Source organism: Streptomyces sp. LaPpAH-108, from assembly GCF_000373625.1.
Taxonomy (GTDB): Bacteria; Actinomycetota; Actinomycetes; order Streptomycetales; family Streptomycetaceae; genus Streptomyces.
Genome location: NZ_KB891987.1, coordinates 388,925 through 409,440, shown reverse-complemented (window position 1 = coordinate 409,440; position 20,516 = coordinate 388,925). Strand labels below are relative to the sequence as shown.

The 20,516-nt window shown below is 71.7% G+C and carries 26 protein-coding genes; 15 read left to right on the top strand and 11 right to left on the bottom strand.

Going from position 1 to position 20,516, the window contains the following annotated elements:
- Window positions 1-29 precede the first annotated feature (29 nt).
- Both B079_RS31160 and B079_RS0101910 read right to left on the bottom strand, forming a co-directional pair.
- The gene (locus tag B079_RS31160; RefSeq protein ID WP_051094934.1) at window positions 30-1,217 is read right to left on the bottom strand and encodes a hypothetical protein; all 1,188 of its coding nucleotides are present in this window, start codon (window positions 1,215-1,217) and stop codon (window positions 30-32) included.
- A complete protein-coding gene (locus tag B079_RS0101910) occupies window positions 1,217-1,879 on the bottom strand; it encodes an RNA polymerase sigma factor (RefSeq protein ID WP_018544074.1) in 663 nt (220 codons plus the stop codon). The genes B079_RS31160 and B079_RS0101910 overlap by 1 nt, the downstream gene beginning before the upstream one ends.
- Window positions 1,880-2,529: 650 nt before the next feature.
- On the opposite strand from B079_RS0101910, the gene B079_RS0101905 reads away from it, so the two are divergent.
- The gene (locus B079_RS0101905; RefSeq protein WP_018544073.1) at window positions 2,530-3,759 is read left to right on the top strand and encodes a hypothetical protein; all 1,230 of its coding nucleotides are present in this window, start codon (window positions 2,530-2,532) and stop codon (window positions 3,757-3,759) included.
- Between the two features lie 11 nt (window positions 3,760-3,770).
- Here B079_RS0101905 and B079_RS0101900 read toward each other — a convergent pair whose 3' ends face one another.
- The 4 genes from B079_RS0101900 to B079_RS0101885 all read right to left on the bottom strand — a co-directional run bounded on the left by B079_RS0101900 (window position 3,771) and on the right by B079_RS0101885 (window position 7,590).
- Window positions 3,771-4,175: a hypothetical protein gene (locus B079_RS0101900; protein WP_018544072.1), complete on the bottom strand. Its 405-nt coding sequence runs from the start codon at window positions 4,173-4,175 to the stop codon at window positions 3,771-3,773.
- 164 nt (window positions 4,176-4,339) lie between these two features.
- A complete protein-coding gene (locus B079_RS0101895; protein ID WP_018544071.1) occupies window positions 4,340-4,900 on the bottom strand; it encodes a hypothetical protein in 561 nt (186 codons plus the stop codon).
- A 91-nt stretch (window positions 4,901-4,991) separates the two neighbouring features.
- Complete coding sequence (locus B079_RS0101890; RefSeq protein ID WP_026248254.1) at window positions 4,992-5,846, bottom strand: DUF4328 domain-containing protein; 855 nt, start codon at window positions 5,844-5,846, stop codon at window positions 4,992-4,994.
- A 127-nt stretch (window positions 5,847-5,973) separates the two neighbouring features.
- On the bottom strand, window positions 5,974-7,590 hold the full coding sequence (locus tag B079_RS0101885; RefSeq protein ID WP_106432259.1) for a beta-N-acetylhexosaminidase: 1,617 nt from the start codon (window positions 7,588-7,590) through the stop codon (window positions 5,974-5,976).
- Between the two features lie 188 nt (window positions 7,591-7,778).
- Here B079_RS0101885 and B079_RS0101880 point away from each other — a divergent pair, with 188 nt between their 5' ends.
- The 5 genes from B079_RS0101880 (at window position 7,779) to B079_RS0101860 (ending at window position 12,124) form a co-directional block, all read left to right on the top strand.
- The gene (locus B079_RS0101880) at window positions 7,779-8,327 is read left to right on the top strand and encodes a 2-oxo-4-hydroxy-4-carboxy-5-ureidoimidazoline decarboxylase (protein ID WP_018544068.1); all 549 of its coding nucleotides are present in this window, start codon (window positions 7,779-7,781) and stop codon (window positions 8,325-8,327) included.
- A gap of 402 nt (window positions 8,328-8,729) precedes the next feature.
- Window positions 8,730-9,110 carry a succinate dehydrogenase, cytochrome b556 subunit gene (gene sdhC, locus B079_RS0101875; RefSeq protein WP_078495794.1) on the top strand — a complete coding sequence of 127 codons (381 nt, stop codon included), beginning with the start codon at window positions 8,730-8,732 and terminating at the stop codon, window positions 9,108-9,110.
- Between the two features lie 5 nt (window positions 9,111-9,115).
- Window positions 9,116-9,589, top strand: coding sequence for a succinate dehydrogenase hydrophobic membrane anchor subunit (locus tag B079_RS0101870; protein WP_018544066.1), 474 nt, complete (start codon window positions 9,116-9,118; stop codon window positions 9,587-9,589).
- A gap of 19 nt (window positions 9,590-9,608) precedes the next feature.
- Window positions 9,609-11,363, top strand: a complete 1,755-nt coding sequence (sdhA, locus tag B079_RS0101865) for a succinate dehydrogenase flavoprotein subunit (protein WP_018544065.1) — start codon at window positions 9,609-9,611, stop codon at window positions 11,361-11,363.
- Window positions 11,363-12,124, top strand: coding sequence for a succinate dehydrogenase iron-sulfur subunit (locus B079_RS0101860; RefSeq protein WP_018544064.1), 762 nt, complete (start codon window positions 11,363-11,365; stop codon window positions 12,122-12,124). Before sdhA ends, B079_RS0101860 begins: the two co-directional genes overlap by 1 nt.
- 76 nt (window positions 12,125-12,200) lie before the next feature.
- Here B079_RS0101860 and B079_RS0101855 read toward each other — a convergent pair whose 3' ends face one another.
- The 3 genes from B079_RS0101855 to B079_RS0101845 all read right to left on the bottom strand — a co-directional run bounded on the left by B079_RS0101855 (window position 12,201) and on the right by B079_RS0101845 (window position 13,550).
- Window positions 12,201-12,464, bottom strand: coding sequence for a TM2 domain-containing protein (locus tag B079_RS0101855; RefSeq protein ID WP_018544063.1), 264 nt, complete (start codon window positions 12,462-12,464; stop codon window positions 12,201-12,203).
- A 161-nt stretch (window positions 12,465-12,625) separates the two neighbouring features.
- A complete protein-coding gene (locus B079_RS0101850; RefSeq protein ID WP_018544062.1) occupies window positions 12,626-13,060 on the bottom strand; it encodes a DUF2752 domain-containing protein in 435 nt (144 codons plus the stop codon).
- 4 nt (window positions 13,061-13,064) lie between these two features.
- The gene (locus B079_RS0101845) at window positions 13,065-13,550 is read right to left on the bottom strand and encodes a TM2 domain-containing protein (RefSeq protein WP_018544061.1); all 486 of its coding nucleotides are present in this window, start codon (window positions 13,548-13,550) and stop codon (window positions 13,065-13,067) included.
- Window positions 13,551-13,697: 147 nt separating this feature from the next.
- Between B079_RS0101845 and B079_RS0101840 the strand changes: the two genes are divergently transcribed.
- The 5 genes from B079_RS0101840 to B079_RS0101820 are packed head-to-tail and all read left to right on the top strand — an operon-like array spanning window position 13,698 to window position 16,531.
- On the top strand, window positions 13,698-14,117 hold the full coding sequence (locus B079_RS0101840; protein WP_018544060.1) for a hypothetical protein: 420 nt from the start codon (window positions 13,698-13,700) through the stop codon (window positions 14,115-14,117).
- Window positions 14,114-14,602 (top strand): thiol-disulfide oxidoreductase DCC family protein, encoded by a 489-nt coding sequence (locus B079_RS0101835; RefSeq protein WP_018544059.1) that lies wholly within the window; start codon window positions 14,114-14,116, stop codon window positions 14,600-14,602. The genes B079_RS0101840 and B079_RS0101835 overlap by 4 nt, the downstream gene beginning before the upstream one ends.
- A gap of 11 nt (window positions 14,603-14,613) precedes the next feature.
- Window positions 14,614-15,381 carry a TetR family transcriptional regulator gene (locus tag B079_RS0101830; protein ID WP_018544058.1) on the top strand — a complete coding sequence of 256 codons (768 nt, stop codon included), beginning with the start codon at window positions 14,614-14,616 and terminating at the stop codon, window positions 15,379-15,381.
- Window positions 15,378-16,130 carry a transglutaminase domain-containing protein gene (locus tag B079_RS0101825; protein ID WP_018544057.1) on the top strand — a complete coding sequence of 251 codons (753 nt, stop codon included), beginning with the start codon at window positions 15,378-15,380 and terminating at the stop codon, window positions 16,128-16,130. The genes B079_RS0101830 and B079_RS0101825 overlap by 4 nt, the downstream gene beginning before the upstream one ends.
- Entirely contained in the window at window positions 16,127-16,531 is a 405-nt protein-coding gene (locus B079_RS0101820; protein ID WP_018544056.1) for a hypothetical protein, read from the top strand. Before B079_RS0101825 ends, B079_RS0101820 begins: the two co-directional genes overlap by 4 nt.
- Window positions 16,532-16,666: 135 nt before the next feature.
- Here the strand turns inward: B079_RS0101820 and B079_RS0101815 are convergent, their stop codons facing one another.
- Window positions 16,667-16,846: a hypothetical protein gene (locus tag B079_RS0101815; RefSeq protein WP_018544055.1), complete on the bottom strand. Its 180-nt coding sequence runs from the start codon at window positions 16,844-16,846 to the stop codon at window positions 16,667-16,669.
- A 224-nt stretch (window positions 16,847-17,070) separates the two neighbouring features.
- Between B079_RS0101815 and B079_RS34805 the strand changes: the two genes are divergently transcribed.
- A complete protein-coding gene (locus B079_RS34805; protein ID WP_018544054.1) occupies window positions 17,071-17,232 on the top strand; it encodes a hypothetical protein in 162 nt (53 codons plus the stop codon).
- A gap of 3 nt (window positions 17,233-17,235) precedes the next feature.
- On the opposite strand, the gene B079_RS0101805 is transcribed toward B079_RS34805, so the two are convergent.
- A complete protein-coding gene (locus tag B079_RS0101805) occupies window positions 17,236-17,811 on the bottom strand; it encodes a hypothetical protein (RefSeq protein ID WP_018544053.1) in 576 nt (191 codons plus the stop codon).
- Window positions 17,812-18,023: 212 nt separating this feature from the next.
- Here B079_RS0101805 and B079_RS35110 point away from each other — a divergent pair, with 212 nt between their 5' ends.
- The 3 genes from B079_RS35110 (at window position 18,024) to B079_RS0101790 (ending at window position 20,513) form a co-directional block, all read left to right on the top strand.
- Window positions 18,024-18,167 carry a hypothetical protein gene (locus tag B079_RS35110; protein WP_018544052.1) on the top strand — a complete coding sequence of 48 codons (144 nt, stop codon included), beginning with the start codon at window positions 18,024-18,026 and terminating at the stop codon, window positions 18,165-18,167.
- A gap of 74 nt (window positions 18,168-18,241) precedes the next feature.
- A complete protein-coding gene (locus B079_RS0101795; RefSeq protein ID WP_026248252.1) occupies window positions 18,242-19,294 on the top strand; it encodes a hypothetical protein in 1,053 nt (350 codons plus the stop codon).
- A gap of 436 nt (window positions 19,295-19,730) precedes the next feature.
- Entirely contained in the window at window positions 19,731-20,513 is a 783-nt protein-coding gene (locus tag B079_RS0101790; protein WP_018544050.1) for a VOC family protein, read from the top strand.
- Window positions 20,514-20,516: the final 3 nt, after the last annotated feature.

Here is a 20,516-nt window from a genome sequence, read left to right as displayed (position 1 = left end):
GAAATTTCCCTGCCCGGCGAAACCGCAGGTCAGAGGGTGCTGAAGGTGGGGCTGGGGGTGGCGGTGGGGAGGTCCGTGGCGGTGGGGACGACGGGCAGGACGTAGGTGGAGGGGACGGGGGAGGCGAGGCCGTTGCGGAGGTGGCGGACGGGGCGGTCGCGGTCCTTGCGGGGGCGGCTGTCGCCGGAGCCGGAGTCCGAACCGGAACCGGATGTGCCGTCGCCGTCGCCGTCGCCCTTGCCGTCGTCGTCGCCGAAGCCGCCCTTGCCGTCGGACCCGCGGCCGTCGCCGAAGTGGCCGAGGGGGCCCTCGGTCGCCAGGCCGCCGGACCCGGGCAGGGTCGGCAGGCCGCCGCCCCGGCGGGGCGACAGCACGGCCGCGCAGTACGTCTTCACCCGGTCCGAGCCGCCCGCGACGCCCTCCAGCGCACGGCGGTGCCCCGCCTCGGGCTCCCGTCCGGCGCGCAGCTCACGGCAGGCCGCCACGGCTGCCCGCCAACGGGCGCCGGGCTTACGGGACTCGGCGCCGGAGCCGGTCCTCTTGCCGGTGTCCTGACCGGCACCGCCCGCCGCCTCGGGCGGGGCGTCGCCGGGGTCGGCGGACCCGGTCGTACCGGCGGTGGGTCCGGCGGTCCCGGACGGGCCCGGGGACGACGGCAGCCGCGAGCGGCCCGGCGTCGCGGCGGCGGACACGGACGCGCCGGGGTCGGGCCGCCCCTGCCGGAACGGTCCGGGCAGCACCCCGCTCCCGGCCGCCACGGCGACCCCGCCGAGCGTCCCGACGGCCACGGCGGCGGCCAGCGCCATCCGTACGGGGCGCCTCCACCGCGGGCGCCGCTCACGCACGGGGCAGCGCGGCTGGGCGCCGATGCGGACGACGCCCGCGTCGTGTCCGTGGAACTCACTTGCTGCGGAGGCGTGTTGAGGCGGGGCGGCATCATGCATGGCGCCCGTGGCGGCCACGCCGTCACCGGGAACGTCCGCGTCGCGCACCGCGCTCGCCCGCCCCGCCCTCGCCGCCCGGAACGCGGCCAACACCACGTCCTCACCGGGGAGTTCGTCCTTCGCCGGAGCTGCGGAGGCGGCGAGGTCCGCCAGGAGGGACGCCACCCGGGTCACCTCGTCGGGGACCTGGGCGGCGGAAGATCGCGGCGGCTCGCCGTTCAGCAGACGTTCCGACGTCTCGAGGTCCAGCCACTCGTCGTGCTCGTCGGCCATCACATGTCCCTCTGCGTCCGCGCACGCGCAGGCGTCACACTCGCGGGCCTGACCGCACGGCCGCGAGGTCCACGCTGGGGCGGGAGCGCGTCGAGTCCACCGGCCGACTCCTGGTCGGGGCCGAGGAGTTCGGCGAGTCGCTTCAGGCCCCGGTGCGCGGCGGTGCGGACCGCTCCCGCGCGCTTGCCGAGCGTCTCGGCGGCGGACTTGGCGTCCAGGCCGACCACCACGCGCAGCACCACCGCCTCGGCCTGGTCCTGCGGAAGGCGCGCGATGAGCGAGAGGGTGCCGTCGGTGGCCAGTGCCTCCATCGCCTCACCGGCGGTGTCCGACTCGGCGGCACGGCCGGTCAGTTCGGTCTCGTCGCCGCCTATCAGCGGGCGGCGTCCGCGCATCCGTATGTGGTCCAGGGCGCGGTTGCGGGCTATCCGCGCGGCCCACCCCCGGAACCGGTCCGCGTCCCCGCTGAACCGGTCGAGGTCGCGGGCGATCTGGAGCCATGCCTCGGACGTGACGTCCTCCGCGTCCGGCTCCCCCACCAGCGTGCGCACATAGCCGAGCAGCCGTGGATGCACCGCGCGGTACACCGTGCGGAAGGCTTCCTCGTCACCGCCCTGGGCCGCGCGCACCGCGGCGGTCAGCTCCGCGTCGTCCCCCTGCACCGCACTCCCTTACGCCTGTCTGGTGGTCGGCGCGAAAGGCACGTTACGGCCTGAAACAGTGCCCCGTCCATGTCTGTAGAAGATGCAACTGACTCGTGATCCATTGCGGTGTGACACAAGCCGCACTCCCGGCGCTGTACGAGATGCGGGCCGCACCCAGACCCGCCACACGCGACGGCCGGGGCCTCTCCTGTGGGGGGTGGCGGCCTCGGCCGTCGCTTCGATCTCCCCTCTCCGGCCGCCGTGTTCACGCCTGCGGCCCGTCGCGACGCCCTCCCCACCAGCCCCGTACGCTTCTCCGTTCACATGTTCACCACACAACAACGGAGACGGCGGAATCGATGATGGGCACCTTTGTGGGGCTCGTGGTGGTGCCCTTGGTCGTCGCCGGGCTGGCTCGGTGGGGGGCGGCGAGGCGGCGGCGGGCGCTGGCAATGGGGCGGGCTGTGCATTTTCGGTGTCGGCTCGATGGGCGCAGGGGGCGGTTGTTGGTCGATCCGCGGCTCGACGGTCCCGTTTTTCTCGGGCGGGCCGGGGGCGCGGTCGCGCTGCCGCGTGGGGGTACGACTCTGGGGGCGACGGTCGCCACTGTCGACAGGCCCACTGCCGAGAAGGTCAGTCTGCGGTACCGGACGCCTCAAGGGCGGGTCGTGCGGCTGCGGTTGGCCACGCATGACGCGCGGACCCTGGGTGTGTGGCTCGGGGAGGAGCCCCGGCCGGGTCCGGTGACCGGCCGACGGCGGCCACTGCTGCCGACCGCGCCCTCGTGGGCCGTGTTCGCCCTCGCGGCGGCCCTGTTCGTGGGGCTGGCCGCCGCGGATGTCGCGGTGTTCGGGGAGCACACGGCCGCCGAGGTGGTGCGGGTGGACCGGGACGACGAGTACTGCACCGTCGCCTGGGACGGCGGGGTGGAGCGGGCGGGCGTGGACTGTGACGCGGAGGCCGTCCGCGCCGGTGATCGCCTACCGGTCGTCGCGCTTCCCTGGCCCTTCCTGGGCGACGCCGTGGACACGTGGATCACCCCGCGGATCGTCGCCGTCCTCGGAGGTGTGCCCGGACTGCTCGGTCTGGGCGGGGCGTTGGTGCTCAACCCGCTGCTCTGCGCCCGGCGCGTCCGGCTGGTGCGGCGGGCCGGGCCGGTGGCCCTTCCGCAGGCAGTCGTGGAGGGCGAGGCGGACGAGGAGGAGTGGCCCGCCCTCGGTGACGACCTGCGCTACGCGAGCCTCGCCGCCGCGGCCCGGCACGCCGATCGGCACCGGCCAGGGCCCCGGGTGACCCCGCCACGCCGTGGCCCGGGGCGTACGTCCGTGTCGCCGTGGGGCTGGGTCCTCGGCACCGTCCTCGGCACCAAGGCATGGTGCCTCCTGCTGTTCTCCTGCGGCACCGTCCTGAACGACCCTTCCCACCCGGGGCGCTGGCGCCTGCTCCTGCTCGGCACGACCGGCATCGTGGCCCTCGCCCGGATCGGCTGGGTCGTGACCGACCGCTCCCCGCTGTGCGGTCCGGTGCTGCGGGCCGCGCGCACGGATGCCGGGAAGGACGCGTGGCGGCCCATGCGGTACGTCCGGCTGTGCCCGGAGCCCGGCGAGATGGTGCTGGTCCTGTTCCGGCCGGAGGGCGGGGACGTGACGGCGCCCCAATACCTCCAGCCGCTCTCCCGCTCCCGGGGCACCGGGCGCCGTACCGTCGGCGGGCCCCCTCCCGTCGGCGAGGCCCTGGTGCGCGACACCGGTACGGGAGCGCTGATCTGCGAGATAGACGGCGTCCGCTACCTCCCCAGCCGCCGGGCCACCGAAGCCGCAGCCGACCCCGCCCGCACCCGCGACGAGCTGCGCGACCTCGCCGAGAGCCACCTCCGGCCGGTCGGCCCCCGCGACTGAGCGGCCGTTCGCTACCGCAGCCGCCCCGCCGTCGCCTCCCGGCACAGCGCCCCCAGCGACCCGTCCCCCTCGTAGGCCCGGCGCGCCTCGTCCATCGGGGTCCACAGGCGGCCGTCGGGGGTGCGCAGGCAGGGGTCGCCGTCGGTGGCCCACCATTCGGCGCCGGTCTGGCGGGCGATGACCTCTCCGGCGTAGGCGCCGAAGCCGCGCAGGACGCGGCACACGGCCTCGTACGGCGGGCCGTCGCGGCGTATCTCGTCGATGACGCGGTCGACGCGCCACAGGCTGCGCGCGGTGTAGTCGAGCCGGAGCCGGGCGCCCTCGCGGAGCGCGGCGACGGTGTCGGCGGCCCAGCGGGCGGGACGGCCGTCCACGGGGGCGGGCGGGTACGCGGGGGTGAGGTACGAGGCTGTCACACAGGGGACAGCGGTCCCGGAGGCCCGGCCGTAACAGGATTCCGGGCCGTTGCGGGAACCGGCGCAGGACCGCCCCACCGCCACCCCGGGACGCTCACAAACCCCGCCCACACGGCGGGGTTTGACCAGCGGAGCGCCCTGAAGAACCGATACGCCCGGTCCGTTCAGCCCTGGCTGCGCGCCCGGCGCGAGACCACCGCCTGGAGGATGCGGCGGCCCTCGATCGACACGTCCAGGGCGCGGCGCAGCCCGCCCACACCGTGCTCGGCGAGGAGTTCCAGGACGACGGTCTGGCGGCGGAGTTCGGCGGCGACCAGCGGGGAGGACGTCTCGTCCGTACCGCCGTCCCGGTCCTCGGCCGCGTCGGCGGCCGGGGCGGTGTCCTCGGTGGCGGGGTCGAGCAGCCGGTGGACCTGGAGGGCGGCGAGGGAGCAGGCGTCGGCCCACTCCCGCAGCGCCGCCCCGGACCGCTCGGCCGGTGCCGTCTCCAGCATCCGCCGCACCAGCAGGGCCGCCTCGTCCTCGCCGGGGTCCGTCCCGCCGAGCGCGGCCCGCGCCTTCTCCAGGCTCTCGGACCAGTCGGAGCCGTCGGCGAGGTGCGCCCAGAGCGGGCGCAGCAGTTCGTCGTCCTCGTACACCAGGGGGACGCACCGATCCGAACAAGCCAGCCCACTGGCGGCCAGCCCGCGCGCGTCGGCCTGTGCGATCAGTTCCACCAGGCTCATGGAATCTCCCCTCGCCTGGGCACCGTCTGTACGGAGCCCGCATTTCCCCTTACTGCGTGCGACGGCCCCGGAGTGTCACAGTCGCCGGTTTTCAGCCAAGAACGGGGGTGAACGGAACACCCGTCGCCTTCTGGTCCTGCATCCGGGTCAGCCGGAGCACGACCAGCGCGGCGAGCACGGCGGCGACGAGGTCGGTGAGGTCGGCGAAGAGCATGACGCGCGCCTCCCACACGGCGTCCGTACCGCCGTCGAACCGGGTCGTCGCCTGGTCCGCGAACAGCGAGACGAGCCACAGCGCCCACCAGAGGTCGATGAGCCGGTGCCCGGCCGGGCGGCCCTGGGGCGCGCTCGTGTTCCAGATGTCGAGCACGATCCGGCGCGGGAACCACAGGTTGACGATCGGGCAGAACCACGCGCCGATCGCCCACCCTCGCTTCAGGCTGTGCCCGGACTGGTCGAACACCTCGGCGTTGACCCGTACCCGGTACAGCCAGCACAGGTAGACGACCATCGCCGCGATCAGGGTGAGCACCTGGGCGCCCGCGGTGAGTCCGGTGGCGAGGTCGGCCAGATCGGAGGTGCGGCCCTGGCCCGCGCTGTCCAGCTGGAGCGCGTCGGCCCAGATGGCGAACAGGTCGGCCACGGCGACGAGCGCCAGCAGCGTGACGGTGGCCCGCCCGAGCCCGACCGGCGAACGCAGCGCGAGACCGGGCGGCGGCGGGAACGGCGCGGCGAAGGGCGCGTCGTAAGGCCCCCCGGCCCCGACGGGCGGCCCGACCGGCGGCCCCGACAGTGGCCCGGGCTGCGGCCCGACCGGCGCCCCGGACAGCGGCGCCATCGGCGGCCCCGCGGGCGCGAACGGCGGATGCGCCCCCGCCGCAAGGCACTCCGGGCACAGCGTGTTCCCGGCGGACGCGGGCTGACGGCCGCAATGCGTGCAGGTCATGAAGGATTACCCCCCGATACGGTGCCGACGGCGCGACACGGCCCTCCCCAGGCCGGCGCGCACCAGGAAGCCGCCGACGAGCACACCCGCCGACGGCTTTACCTGGAACATACGTTCTGCCCGGGTGTCAGTCCAGCCGATTCGCCAGCTGCCGGAACTGGTCCCAGGACAACGGGGGTTGGCCCGGATACCAGAGCTTCTGCACCGTCGCCCGCAGCGGCATCCGGATGCCGGAGGCGACCTGCGCCTCGGTCTGCGCGTTGGGGAAGTCGCACCACACCGCGAACGAGCCGCCGAGGATCTGGTCGTCGTACCGCGCCGGGACGGGATCGGTGCCCCGGATCACGCGCGGGGTCCACTGCTCGTAGATCCGCTGCCCGGTCGGGTAGACGAAGGTCTGGGGCTCGCCGAGGACGTAGTACAGGTACTCGTCGTTGTAGTTGAGCACCTTGCGGCCCGCGCTCAGATACTCCGCCGGGGGCCGGGCCCCTATCTCCTTGCCGGTCCAGTAGGCGACCTGGAGATCCTTGGCGGGCTGGATCGAGGTGCCGCGCAGGAAGCCGTCGTTCCAGGCCCGCATGGTGCGGTCGTGAGCGCGGACGGTGGCGGCGCGGTCGTTGAGCCAGCCGGTGGCCAGGTCGGCGACGGAGCCGTCCGGGCCGTACGCCTTGCGGGCGGCGGAGGCCAGCTGCGGATAGGAGGACTCGGGGTCGGAGACGGTCAGCGCCTGGTACTCGTCACCGCCCAGGTGCCACTGCTTCTGCGTGAACAGGCCGGAGTATTCGTTCAGCAGATCGTCGACGATCTTGGCGGAGGCGGGGTTGGAGATGTCGATCGCGCCGCGCGTCGGGGTGCCGCTCGCGTTGCGCAGCTGGAGATCGGGGTGGGCGGCGATGACGGCGCCGAGGTGGCCGGGCGAGTCGATCTCGGGGACGACCGTGATGTGCCGGGCGGCGGCGAGGTCGATGATCTTCTTGACCTGCGCCTTGGTGAGATGGTCCTTGGAGACGATCTCGGGGTGGGTGGTGGACTGGATCCGGAACGCCTGGTCGTCGGAGAAGTGCAGTCCCAGCTCGTTGAACTTCAGATCGCCCAGTTCCCGTACCCGGTCCTCGATCCAGGTCTCGGAGAACGGTTTGCGCGCGATGTCGAGCATGAAGCCGCGCACCGGCTTGGCGGGCTCGTCCTTGACGACACCCTCGGGCGCGGTGCCGCCGCCGTGCACCTCCTGTTTGAGGGTCCGGGTGCCGTAGAAGACCCCCGCGTCGGCGGGGCCGCTGATGTCCACCCGGCCGTCGCGCACGGTCATGGTGTACGACTCCGGGTTGCCGCCCTTGCCGCCGAGCGCGAGCCGTACGTCACCGGCGCGCACGTCCTTCTTCTGCCCGGCGTATGTCAGCCCGAGCTCGCCGGCTATGAGCTTGCCCTCGTCGGCCAGCCCCGGATCGGTGATCACCACCCGGTCGCCGCTCGCCGGACGCCACCCGGGGCCGTGCGCCGGGGTGTGGGACCGGACCGCCGGTATGGTCTGCGGCGCCTTCGACAGCGGATAGTCCCGCGTGGGCGACGGGCTCGGGCTGTCGCCCACGCTCGCCACGTCCGAGCCGCCGGGCGAGCCGCCGCCCGAGGAGGCCCAGACGCCGACACCCACGCCGGCCACGACCGTCCCGGCGACCGCCGCGACGACGATCGCCCGTTTCCGCTTCACCTGCCGCGCCGCCGTACGGCGCCTGTGCTGGCTCACCTTCCCAACCTACGACCGATCCGGCGGGGACTCGTCATCGAGAGTTTCCGAAACTCTCCCGTCCGAGTGAAAATCGGGCATCCGTCGGACACACAGTGACCACTCTCGATAACGTGTCGGCACACCTTTCACACGTTCCCCTGCCGTATCTTCCGCATCCCCTGCCGTCCCCCTGCCCCACATCACCTGTGACGCGAGGACCCACGCTGCCTGCGCACCGTTCGCCGTATCTCCCCACGCCGCTCGACGCCTTCAACCTGGCCCCCGCCGACGAGGCCCGTGCCCTGCTGGAGCGCTGTCTGCGCAGCGCGCGCTGGGCGCACCGGCTCGCCGAGCACCGCCCCTACCCGGACCTGGCCGCCCTGCTCGCGGCGGCCGACGAGGCGGCGTACGACCTGGGCCAGAGCGACCTCGCCGAGGCGCTGGCCGGGGAGTCCCTGCCCCGGCTCCCCGAGGGGACGTACTCCGCCGCCCACACCGCGCTCGACGCCGCGCACGCCGCCTACGAGGCGCGATTCGGCCATGTTTTCGTCATCAGCCCGGGCGACACCCCGCCGGAGGAGCTGCCGGACCGCGTCCTCGAAGGCATCCGGTCACGATTGACGAACGATCCGGACGACGAACGGGTGGTCGTGGCCGAGGAACTGCGCGGCCTGGCCCGCCACCGCCTCGCCGCCCACCTCGGCACCACGGGCTCCCGCACCACCAGCGGTTACGCACCCCGCCCCCGCGCCTAGCCCCGTCCGGCGGATCGAGGCGCGGGCAAGCGCCGATGCCGCCTCTCCCCCCAGGTGAGCGGGGCCGGAAGCGCCCGGATGCCCGGCGGAGCAGGGCATCGGCGCGTGCGCCGGGGACACCGTCCGCGCGAGTGAAGTCGAGCGGCGCGCCCCGTCCGTCGACGGCGCCGCCGCAGGCGGGCGGGCCCGCGCCGCGATCCGTCCGACCGGCCCGGCGCCGGGCCGGTTCCGTCGTGGCGCCGGTCACCCGCGCCGTGCGGGGTGGATCACACAGACCGGCCCCCCGTCGGCCCTGGCGCACGTCATGGATACGATGCTGAGGGCCGGTGGACCGTACCCGGCCGGGCCCGACCGACAGTGAAGCCGGCGCGGCCCTAGTCCCCGCACCCGGAGGGTTCTTCCGTGCCGGCTGGAACGCTGTACCGCGGCCGGGAAGGTATGTGGTCCTGGGTGGCTCATCGAGTCACCGGCGTCCTCATCTTCTTCTTCCTGTTCGTTCACGTGCTGGACACCGCTCTCGTGCGTGTCTCCCCCGAGGACTACGACAAGGTCGTAGCCACGTACAAGACCCCGATCGTCGCGCTGCTGGAGTACGGCCTCGTGGCCGCCATCCTCTTCCACGCGCTCAACGGTCTGCGCGTCATCGCCGTCGACTTCTGGTCGAAGGGGCCGCGCTACCAGAAGCAGATGCTGTGGACCGTCGTCGGTGTCTGGCTCGTCCTGATGGTGGGCGCGCTCTACCCCGTCCTCGGCCACGCCGCTCGTGTCCTGTTCGGGAGCTGACGCCGATGTCCACCTCTGAGATCAATCTGACGGGCTCCTCCGCGGAAGGCTTCGAAGACGCCTACGCGCTGAACCTCGACGCGCCGCGCTCGCGCACGCGCACCAAGAAGACCCCGAAGTCCACGCGGGGCAACTTCGAGATGGCGGCCTGGCTCTTCATGCGCCTGTCCGGCATCGTGCTGGTCGTCCTCGTCATCGGCCACCTGCTGATCCAGCTGGTGCTCGACGGCGGCGTCTCCAAGATCGGCTTCGCCTTCGTGGCGGGCCGCTGGGCGTCCCCGTTCTGGCAGGTCTGGGACCTGGCGATGCTGTGGCTGGCGATGCTGCACGGCGCCAACGGCCTGCGCACGGTCATCAACGACTACGCGGAGCGCGCGAACACCCGCCTGTGGCTGAAGGCGCTGCTCTACACCGCCACGGTGTTCACCATCCTGCTGGGCACGCTGGTGATCTTCACCTTCGACCCGAACATCCGCTAGGCACGGGGCTGCGAGAATCATGAAGATCCACAAGTACGACACCGTCATCGTCGGCGCCGGTGGCGCGGGCATGCGCGCGGCCATCGAGTCCACCAAGCGCAGCCGCACCGCCGTGCTGACCAAGCTCTACCCCACCCGCTCCCACACGGGCGCCGCGCAGGGCGGCATGGCCGCCGCGCTCGCCAACGTGGAGGAGGACAACTGGGAGTGGCACACCTTCGACACGGTCAAGGGCGGTGACTACCTGGTCGACCAGGACGCCGCGGAGATCCTGGCGAAGGAGGCCATCGACGCGGTCCTCGACCTGGAGAAGATGGGCCTGCCGTTCAACCGGACGCCGGGCGGGACGATCGACCAGCGCCGCTTCGGCGGTCACTCCCGCAACCACGGCGAGGCCCCGGTCCGCCGCTCCTGCTACGCGGCCGACCGCACCGGCCACATGATCCTCCAGACGCTGTACCAGAACTGCGTCAAGGAGGGCGTGGAGTTCTTCAACGAGTTCTACGTCCTGGACCAGCTGATCACCGAGGTCGACGGCGTCAAGACGTCCTCCGGCGTGGTGGCCTACGAGCTGGCCACCGGCGAGATCCACGTCTTCCAGGCGAAGTCCGTGATCTACGCGTCCGGCGGCACCGGCAAGTTCTTCAAGGTGACCTCCAACGCGCACACCCTGACCGGTGACGGCCAGGCCGCCTGCTTCCGCCGGGGCATCCCGCTGGAGGACATGGAGTTCTTCCAGTTCCACCCGACCGGCATCTGGCGCATGGGCATCCTGCTCACCGAGGGTGCCCGCGGTGAGGGCGGCATCCTGCGCAACAAGGACGGCGAGCGCTTCATGGAGAAGTACGCGCCCGTCATGAAGGACCTCGCCTCCCGCGACGTCGTCTCGCGCTCGATCTACACCGAGATCCGCGAGGGCCGGGGCTGCGGTCCCGAGGGTGACCACGTCTACCTCGACCTCACCCACCTGCCGCCGGAGCAGCTGGACGCGAAGCTCCCGGACATCACGGAGTTCGCGCGCACCTACCTCGGCATCGAGCCGTACACGGACCCGATCCCGATCCAGCCCACCGCGCACTACGCCATGGGCGGCATCCCGACCAACGTCGAGGGTGAGGTCCTGTCGGACAACACCACCGTCATCCCGGGTCTGTACGCGGCCGGCGAGGTCGCCTGTGTCTCCGTGCACGGCGCCAACCGCCTGGGCACCAACTCCCTGCTCGACATCAACGTGTTCGGCCGTCGCGCGGGCATCGCCGCCGCCGACTACGCCCACACGGTCGACTTCGTGGAGATGCCGGAGAACCCGGAGAGCATGGTCGTCGAGCAGATCGAGCGGCTGCGGAACTCCACCGGCACCGAGCGGGTGGCCGACATCCGCCGGGAGCTGCAGGAGACCATGGACGCCAACGTCATGGTGTTCCGCACCGAGCAGACGATCAAGACGGCGGTCGAGAAGATCGCCGAGCTGCGCGAGCGGTACGAGAACGTGGCGATCCAGGACAAGGGCAAGCGGTTCAACACCGACCTGCTCGAGGCCATCGAGCTGGGCAACCTGCTGGAGCTGGCCGAGGTCATGGCGGTCTCCGCGCTGGCCCGCAAGGAGTCCCGCGGCGGTCACTACCGCGAGGACTACCCGAACCGCGACGACGTCAACTTCATGCGCCACACGATGGCGTACCGCGAGAAGGGCGACGACGGCTCGGAGACCATCCGTCTCGACTACAAGCCGGTCGTCCAGACCCGCTACCAGCCGATGGAGCGTAAGTACTGATGGCTACCCCTGTTCTGGACAAGGTGGAGGCCGACGCCGCCGCGTCCCCCTACATCACGGTCACCCTGCGCATCCGCCGGTTCAACCCGGAGGTCTCGCCGGACGTCCACTGGCAGGACTTCCAGCTGGAGATGGACCCCAAGGAGCGCGTCCTCGACGGGCTCAACAAGATCAAGTGGGACCAGGACGGCACGCTGACCTTCCGGCGTTCCTGCGCCCACGGCATCTGCGGGTCCGACGCCATGCGGATCAACGGCAAGAACCGGCTGGCCTGCAAGACGCTCATCAAGGACGTCAACCCCGAGAAGCCGATCACGGTCGAGCCCATCAAGGGCCTGACCGCGCTCAAGGACCTCGTGGTCGACATGGAGCCGTTCTTCCAGGCGTACCGGGACGTCATGCCGTTCCTGGTCACCAACGACACCAACGAGCCGACGCGTGAGCGCCTGCAGTCCGCCGAGGACCGCGAGCGCTTCGACGACACCACGAAGTGCATCCTGTGCGCCGCGTGCACCTCGTCGTGCCCGGTGTTCTGGAACGACGGCCAGTACTTCGGCCCGGCCGCCATCGTCAACGCGCACCGCTTCATCTTCGACAGCCGTGACGACGCGGGCGAGCAGCGCCTGGAGATCCTCAACGACCGTGACGGCGTGTGGCGTTGCCGCACGACCTTCAACTGCACGGACGCCTGCCCGCGTGGCATCGAGGTCACCAAGGCGATCCAGGAAGTCAAGCGCGCCCTGATCACGCGCCGCTTCTGATCCTTCCGCAGCACGCCCGAGGGCCCCGTTTCCGGTACCGGAAACGGGGCCCTCGGGCGTTGTCGCGTGCGGGTGTTCAGCCGCGCAGGACACGGCCCTTGCTGTCCGTGCGGTCGTTGCTCACGAGGAAGATGATGCCGTCGATCAGCGCCCAGAAGCCGAGGCCGCCGCAGGTGAGGAGCTGGGCGATCCCGACGCCGACGTTGCCGACGTAGAAGCGGCCGATACCGAGGCCGCCCAGGAAGATCTGCAGGATGCCCGCGACGATCTTGGACTTGTCGGAGTAGGGACGACCCTGCGGGTCGAAACCGTAGGGGGCCTCAGGGGTGGGGACGCTCATGGCGGATGCTCCTGGCAGTGCCGTAGGGACGCGGGCAGGAGAGATCCCACGGCGAAGTGCGTGCCTCGTCGTCCCCCCTGTGAGTGGTGATCCTAAGGAGACGGGGTGAAGATCCAGGAGGAAGATCGAACGATCGTTCCCTTACCGTTCTCTTACCGTGATCAATGGTGAACGTTGCGGACCACGCACCACGTCACCGCGAGCCCCAGGATCGCCGCTTGCGCGCGCGGGCTCAGCCGGGGCCGCCAGCGGCGCCCCCGCAGCCCCTCCAGCATCCAGCGCCCCAGCAGGGCCAGCGCGAACGGCGCGGCCAGCAGCAGGGCGCGGTTGTCCAGCCATGCCTGGGCGAAGTGCCCGTGCATCAGGTCGTAGACCATGCGGGTGCCGCCGCAGGCGGGGCAGAGCAGCCCTGTGACCATCCGGAACGGGCAGCCGGGCAGGAGGTGGCCGCTCTGGTGCGGATCGGTGCCGTAGAGGTACGCGGCACCGGCCCCACCGGCGACGAGCACCGCCAGGGGCGCCGCCGCCGGGTGACGCGGGTGGCGCGGGTGACGCGGGTGGCGCGGGTGGCGGAACGCCGGGCCGGTGCGGGGCACGGGCTCAGCCACGCAGGGGACGGCCCTGAGCGTCGGTCTGGTTGTCGCTGACCAGCAGGATGATGCCGTCGATCAGCGCCCAGATGCCGAAGCCGCCGCAGGTGAAGAGCTGGGCCAGGCCCATGCCGACGTTGCCGAGGTAGAAGCGGCCGACGCCGAGGCTGCCCACGAGGAGCTGGAGCACGCCCGCGATGACCTTGGACTTGTCGGAGTACGGGCGCCCGTAGGGGTCGTAGCCGTAGGGGGCGTTGGGGTCGCCGGTGTACGTGCCGGGCGGGACGGCGCCGGGGGGTGGGTAGTAGCCCTGCTGGTAGCCGGGCGGCGGCGGGTAGCCCTGCTGGTAGCCGCCCTGCTGCTGATAGCCGGGCGGCGGGAAGGGCGGGGGCTGGTTGGGGTAGCCGTATCCGGGGGCGGGGCCGGGGCCCGGTCCGGGGCCGGACTTCTGGAGGTCGGGCCGCTCGGGGCCCGGCTGCTGCGGCTGCTCGCTCAAGGCGACTGCTCCTGGGGATCGTTACGACAAGACGAGTATTTCGGATCATCATGCCAGGCGACTCCGCCAGGCGGTTGAACACGTTCAAAAACAGGTCTACAGTCATGCCCTGTCAGCGTTTTGAACGCGTTCAAGAAGGGGTGGGGCATGGACCGCACCGTCATCGCCTACGTCATCTACCTGACCGTCAGCATCGGACTGACCGTCTGGGTGGCCCGTACGCTCAGCCGCAACGGCCGGATCTTCCTGGCCGACGTGCTGCGCGGCGACGAGAAGCTGGCCGACGCCGTGAACCATCTGCTGGTCGTCGGCTTCTACCTCGTCAACCTCGGGTTCGTGGCGCTCTATCTGAGCAAGAGCGGGGAGATCGAGGACACGCGGGGGATCTTCGAGGCCCTGTCCACCAAGCTGGGCGTGGTGCTGCTCGTCCTCGGCGTGATGCACCTGGGCAATGTGTACGTGCTCAACAAGATCCGTCGGCGCGGCCTGATGGAGCGGGAGACCCACCCGCCGGTGCACCCGCAGACCTGGGTGCCGCCGATGGCGCCTCCGGCGGCCGGGGCGTGAGCGCCGCTCAGGGCCGGGGCGCGTCCGTCGCCCCGGCCCACGGGCTCACCGTCCTCTACGACGCCGAGTGCGCGCTGTGCCGGCACGTGCGGGACTGGCTGGCCAGGCAGCCCAAGCTGGTGCCGGTGCGGCTGGTCGCCGCCGCGTCCGCCGAGGCGTGCGAGCGGTTCCCCGGGCTCGACGCGTCCCGCACCCTGGACGAGGTGACCGTGGTCGGCGACGCCGGGCAGGTCTACCGGGGCGCCCGCGCCTGGATCGTCGTCCTGTGGGCCCTGCGCGCGCACCGCCCGCTGGCGCACCGGCTGAGCACCCCGACCGGGATGCGCCTGGCGCGCGGCGCGGTGCTGGCCGCCGCCGGGTACCGGGGCAGGCAGTGGGGCGGGAAAGGGACGTACCGCCGCGCGGACGGCTGGTGGTACGACCCGGCGGCGGGCTGGGTGCACAGCCCGACGTCCTGTTCCGACGGCTCCTGCCCCACTGGTTAGGCTCTTCTACCGTGCCCGCGAAGAACGACGGCCCCGACGCGGCCGGACCCCAGACCAAGTCCGAGCAGACCCGCGCGCTCATCCTGGAGACCGCCATGCGGCTGTTCCAGGAGCGCGGCTACGACAAGACGACGATGCGGGCCATCGCCACGGAGGCCGGGGTCTCCGTGGGCAACGCCTACTACTACTTCGCGGGCAAGGAACACCTGATCCAGGGCTTCTACGACCGGATCGCCGCTGAACACCAGGTGGCGGTCCGGGAAGTCCTCGACCGGGAGACCGACCTGGAGGCGCGGCTCGCGGGCGTGCTCACCGCGTGGCTGGACGTCGCCCGGCCGTACCACGAGTTCGCGGTCCAGTTCTTCAAGAACGCCGCCGACCCGGACAGCCCGCTCAGCCCCTTCTCCCCCGAGAGCAGCCACGCCCGGGAGGAGGCGATGCGGGTCCACCGCGAGGTCCTGGCGGGCTCCAAGGCCAAGGTCGCGCCCGAACTCCGCGAAGTACTGCCCGAGTTGATGTGGCTCTCCCAGATGGGCCTCGTCCTCTACTGGGTCTTCGACCGCACCGAGAACCGCGAACGCAGCTACCGCCTCGCCCGTCGCGGCGCCCGGCTCACCGCCCGCGGTGTGGCCCTGGCCCGCTTCCGCGTGCTGCGCCCGCTCGTCCTGGAGGTACACGAATTGTTCACCGACTTCCTGCCGGGGATGACGAAGGCGATGCCGGATCCGGGGAAACGCCCGGAGCAGGGGAAGCGCCCGGAGCCGGGGAAGCGCCCGTGACGAGTTCGCTGCTCACACCGCGCGGGCGCGTCCGCTCGGCGGCCGGGGGAACGGCGGCGGGGAGCACGGACCCCACCCCGATCCTGGACTGGCGGCACCCTTCGGTGTCCGCGCTGCTGCGGGAGATCTCCCCGGCCCCCGCCGACGACCCCCTGACGGCCCTCCGCCGGGCACACCGCTGGATCGCCGCATCCGTCCGCCCGGTGTACTCGGTGCGGGACGAACGGCCCGTGTCCGAGGTGCTGCGCCGCCGCCGGGGCTCGTGCAGTCAGCGGCTCGCGGTCCTGGAGTCCTTCGCGCGGGCGTCGGGGACGGCCACGCGGGTGCGGGGGCTGGTGGTGGACGGGCGGTACTGGTACCCGCGCTTTCCCCATGCACGTCGCCTCGTCCCGGACCAGGTCGTGCTCGCCTGGCCCGAGTTCCGCCTCGAAGGACCCTCCTCCTGGCTGACGGTATCGGAACTCTTCGGCGACCTGGGCGAGTTGAGTGCCCGCCCCGGCGGCGGCTTCACCAACTCCGGCCCGGAAACCCTCTTCGACGCGCTCTCCCGCACGGCGATCGACTGGGACGGCACGACAGCCTGCGCGGCGGACTCCGCCTCCTGCGACCTCTCGGCCCACGTCCTCACCGACCTCGGCCACTTCGACTCCCGCGACGAGCTGTTCGCCCGCCACGGTCAGACCCTGTGCTGGACGGCACGGCTCATGACGGAACCGGTACTGGGGCGCCGGTCGGCGGGAGCCCGGTGACGCGGGAGCGGGGCACGCGCCACGACGGCGGCGGCTACTCCCTCGCCCCCGTACTCGCCGCCCTCGGCGCCTACGGGGGCACCGTGTGGACCGCGCGCTCTTGGGCGAGCTGCCCGCTCGGAAACGACGCGAGCAACAATGTCGGGCTGTGGATGACGACGGCAGCCGTATGGCTCTGCCTGACACCACTGCTGCTCCTGCTCCAACTCGCCCTGCGACACCTGCCGCTTCCTGGAGGCAGCGCGGCAACCTGGCTCGCGCTGCTCACGGGCGCCCTCGCACTGACCCTGCTCTACCGCCTCGGCATGGACTGGCCGCACCACCCGCCCGGGGGCGACTGCCTGGAGGGCTACCCGCTCTTCCCGTTCACGGGCAAGACGGGACCGGGGGCGGCGCCCTAGGCTGCGCGCGGTTGCGGGGTGGGTCGGCGTGCGGGTCGCGGGAGGGGGCGAGGGCGAGGCTTCGCCCTCCGACGTTCACCCCATTCTGCTCAGAACTCGTTCTCGCCGCCGACGGCATCGGTCGCTGAACGTCGCCTAGCCGTGCAGCATGTCCCTGAACTCCCAGGAATGGCCTGGCGGGTGTTCGACGAACAAGGTGCACGGTTCCCGTTTCACCGGGTCGACCGTGGGATCGCTCATGCAGCACGGCCGGAGGACGGCGTAGGTGAAGCGGTCGTTCTCCCACAGCGCCCACAGGTGCGTGTCGGGTTCCATCTCCACCAGATGATCGGCGCATTCGCCGTCGTACCCACGGCCGAGCTCGCATACAACCGGGTCGTGCGGGTCTTTCCAGGGCAAACGGCCGGAGGCATTGCAGTGATACATGGTCGTCCCGCTACCTGAGCGACGGGACACCCGTCTGTGTCCACCTCGAAAAGATCGGCCTGCCCGCGGGCCGCTACAAAAGCGCGGGCGTACCGCTCACCACCGATCTGGACTTGCCGACCGGCCCCTCCGAGGTGGTGCCGTACCTCCACGACGTGCAGTACGGCGCCGCGCCCGTGCTGCTCGACGAGCTGGTTGAGAAGGCGACGGCCCAACTCCGGGCGCGGTTCACGGAACTCGATCCGCTCACCGCTCTGCGCCGGGCGCTCGAATAGCCGCTATACGGCGGTGGCGGCGAGTTCCACCGCCGAGAAGGTGAAGCTGTGCGCCCGCCCCTGCTTGCGGAAGCCCCTGGCGATGTACCTCCGGTCCAGCCAGTCGAGCCGCCGCGCGACCTCCCCCGCGCCGAGCCGCAGGCGACTGTCCGGCTCGCCCCACGCGGCGCGATAGACCTGGTCCGTGTAATCGCCCGGACGCCAGTCCGTGTGCTCCTGATCGGTCTGATGGATGATCGCCACACCGGCCCTGGCCGCGAGGTGGGCGAGCAACTGCGGCTGCGCGATCATCGCGTACGCCATCTCATCCACGGGAACGGCGATCGGGATCTCCGCCACGTGCTCGTCGCCGGTCATCTCGTACACGGCCGCCTTGAGCCCCTCCGCGAAGAGGGCATGCTTGTCCTTCTCCTGGTCGTACTCGGCGACGACGACCGAGCCGGTGAAGCACTGCCAGTCGCTGTCGTACTTGAGGCTGGCCGCCTTGAACGCGGCGAATTCCGAGTCGGCCCCGATGGCCGCCAGGATCTGTCGTGCACGCTCAGCCACCCGCTCGGCGGCAGAACGCTCAACTGTCATTGCTGCACTCCTTCGTGTACCTCAGGGTTGGCCCGGTTCGTCACGCACCGTGTGGGACGAACCAGGTATTGCCCCCCCTGCCGCAGAGCGAGTCGCTGTGGCAGGGGGCGGAACCTTTCACCTCTAAGCAACCGCACGCACACGCTGCGCGGTAGCTTGGTCACCGGAGCGGGACTTGAACGCCTTGAAAGTTCGTGGGCGGGAGTCAGGCGATGGGCGACAAAGAACCGAATGCCGGGCTGGCGCGGCTGCTGGACGAAACCGGTGGGAAGCACGCCCAGTTGGCGTGTCAGGCGAATGCCGTCGGCACGGAGACCGGTACACCGTTCCGCTATGACGAGTCGGCCGTCAGCTGAACCGACACGTCACCTACGCGGAAGCGGGTTTCCCGCCGCCCAAGCACGATCGACCGGCTGACGCGGGTGACACGGTGGAAGGGTTGGTCGAACTGGGCAAGCAGGACATGGACCCCTCCCGGCGTGGCGTCCTGGGAGCCGGGCTTTTCTCCGTCGCGCTCACCATCCCCGGCTGGCAGGACGTGCTCGGGCGGCTGGAGGCGTTCAAGGCCGGGCGGGCGAACCGTATAGGGATGCCGGAAGTCCGGATGGTCATCGACATGACGGCCAAGGTCTCCGAGCTGGACGACCAGTTCGGTGGCCGCCACGCACGCCCCATGGCCGCCGCGTTCCTGGTGAACACCGTCACCGGCTATCTGCACGCGGACGGCCCCGAGGACGTACGCAAAGCCATGATGGCCGCGGCGTCCGACCTCAGTTATCTCACGGGCTACATGGCCGTCGACGAGGGCCTGCACGGTCTCGCGCAGCGCTACTACGTCAAGGCCCTCGAACTGGCGGGAGCGGCGGACGATCACCTGACGTACTGCACCACGCTCCGCGGTATGAGCGTTCAGGCCGTCGACCTCGGTCATGGCGCGAAAGCCATGGACCTCGCGGACGCCGCCGCTGCCGCGTCCCCCGCCGCCGGTCCCCGGATGCGCGCGTTCCTCGCCGGGCAGCAGGCACACTCGGCGGCACTTCTCGGCGACCGGCCCCGCGCCCTTCGGCACATCCGCGAAGCGGAGGCGGCCATGGACCGCGCGGAAAGCAGGGGCAAACCGTTCGGTTCGTACGACCCGTCGTCGCTGAACTACCACCTCGCGCAAGTGCGTTACGAGCTGGGCGACGTGGCCGGGTCGGTCGAGGCGATGGAGCAGTCGGACCAGCTGCGCGTCGGGGTCTACCGACGGGCCCGCGTACGTCACCGCGCCCTCCTCGCGGAACGGCAGCTGCGGCTGGGGCATCTCGAAGCGGCGTGCGAGACGTGGAAGACCGCGCTGGACGAATGGCCCATGGTGCAGTCCGGCCGGGCCGACGACCGTATGCGCGTCATGCTGAGGCTGATCAAGCCGCACACCAAGAACGCTCACGCGCGAGACCTGTACGACCGGGCGAAGGCCATGCTCCCCGCGTCCCCGCGCTGACCACCGCAGTCCCATCGCGTGATGAACCGGGCGCCCGGGTACCGCGGTCGGTGCCGAGCCCGATGCCGGCCGCGCCCAGCGCCTCCACGGCTGCCGCCCCTCCGGTGGTCAGCCGCGCGGGCTGGGGTGCCGACGAGTGCGCCCGGGACACCGGTTACCCCGACTACGGGACCAAGGTGAAGGTGGCCTTCGTCCACCACACCGACACCACCAACGCCTACTCCTGCACCGACTCCCCCGCGATCGTGCGCGGCCTGCGCGCAGACGTCCGGCTTCAACACCGACTCCATGGGCATCGCCGCGAACGGCACCGCCACGTCGGGCACCACGTACGTCACCGGCACCTCGCGGGACACGACGGCGTGTCGGGGGCCGGTTCCCGGAGGGGGCGCGTCAGGGTGGCTGGCGGGAACCCTCACCAGAGAGCGAGCGAGCGATGGCGGACGTCACCACCCCGTACGCGACCGGCACCCCCTGCTGGGTCGATCTGATGGCGCAGGACCAGCAGGCCGCGCTGGACTTCTACCGCGACCTGCTCGGCTGGCAGGGCACGGTGGGACCGGCCGAGTTCGGCGGCTACGCGGTCTGCGAGCTGCTGGGCAAGCCCGTGGCGGGCATCGGCCCGGCGATGGCCCCCGAGGGGATGCCGGAGCCGCCCACCGTCTGGACCAGCTACCTCGCCACCACCGACGCGCAGGCCACCCAGGACCAGATCGTCGCGGCGGGCGGCACCCTGCTCGTCCCCGTGATGGACATCGGCACGCTGGGCCGGATGCTGGTCGCCGCCGACCCGCAGGGCGCGGTGTTCGGCGTCTGGCAGCCGGGCGACTTCTTCGGCGCGGGTGTGGTCAACGAGCCCGGCGCCCTGATCTGGAACGAGCTGCACACGACCGACGTGGAGGCCGCCGCCGCCTTCTACGGCGACGCGTTCGGCATCGACATCGTCCCGGCCGACGGCGTCGACTCGTACGGGGAACTCCACGTCGGCGACCGCACCGTCGGCGGCGCCACCCTCCTCGCCAACGACCCGCCGAACACCCCGCCCCACTGGCTCACCTACTTCGCCGTCGACGACGTCGACTCCACGGTGGACGCCCTCGTCAAGCGCGGCGGCACGGTCCTCGCCCCGCCCTTCGACATGGTCGCCGGCCGCATGACAGTCGTCGCCGACCCCCAGGGCGCCCCGTTCGCCCTGATCAAGCCGAGGCCGCGCGGCTAGCCC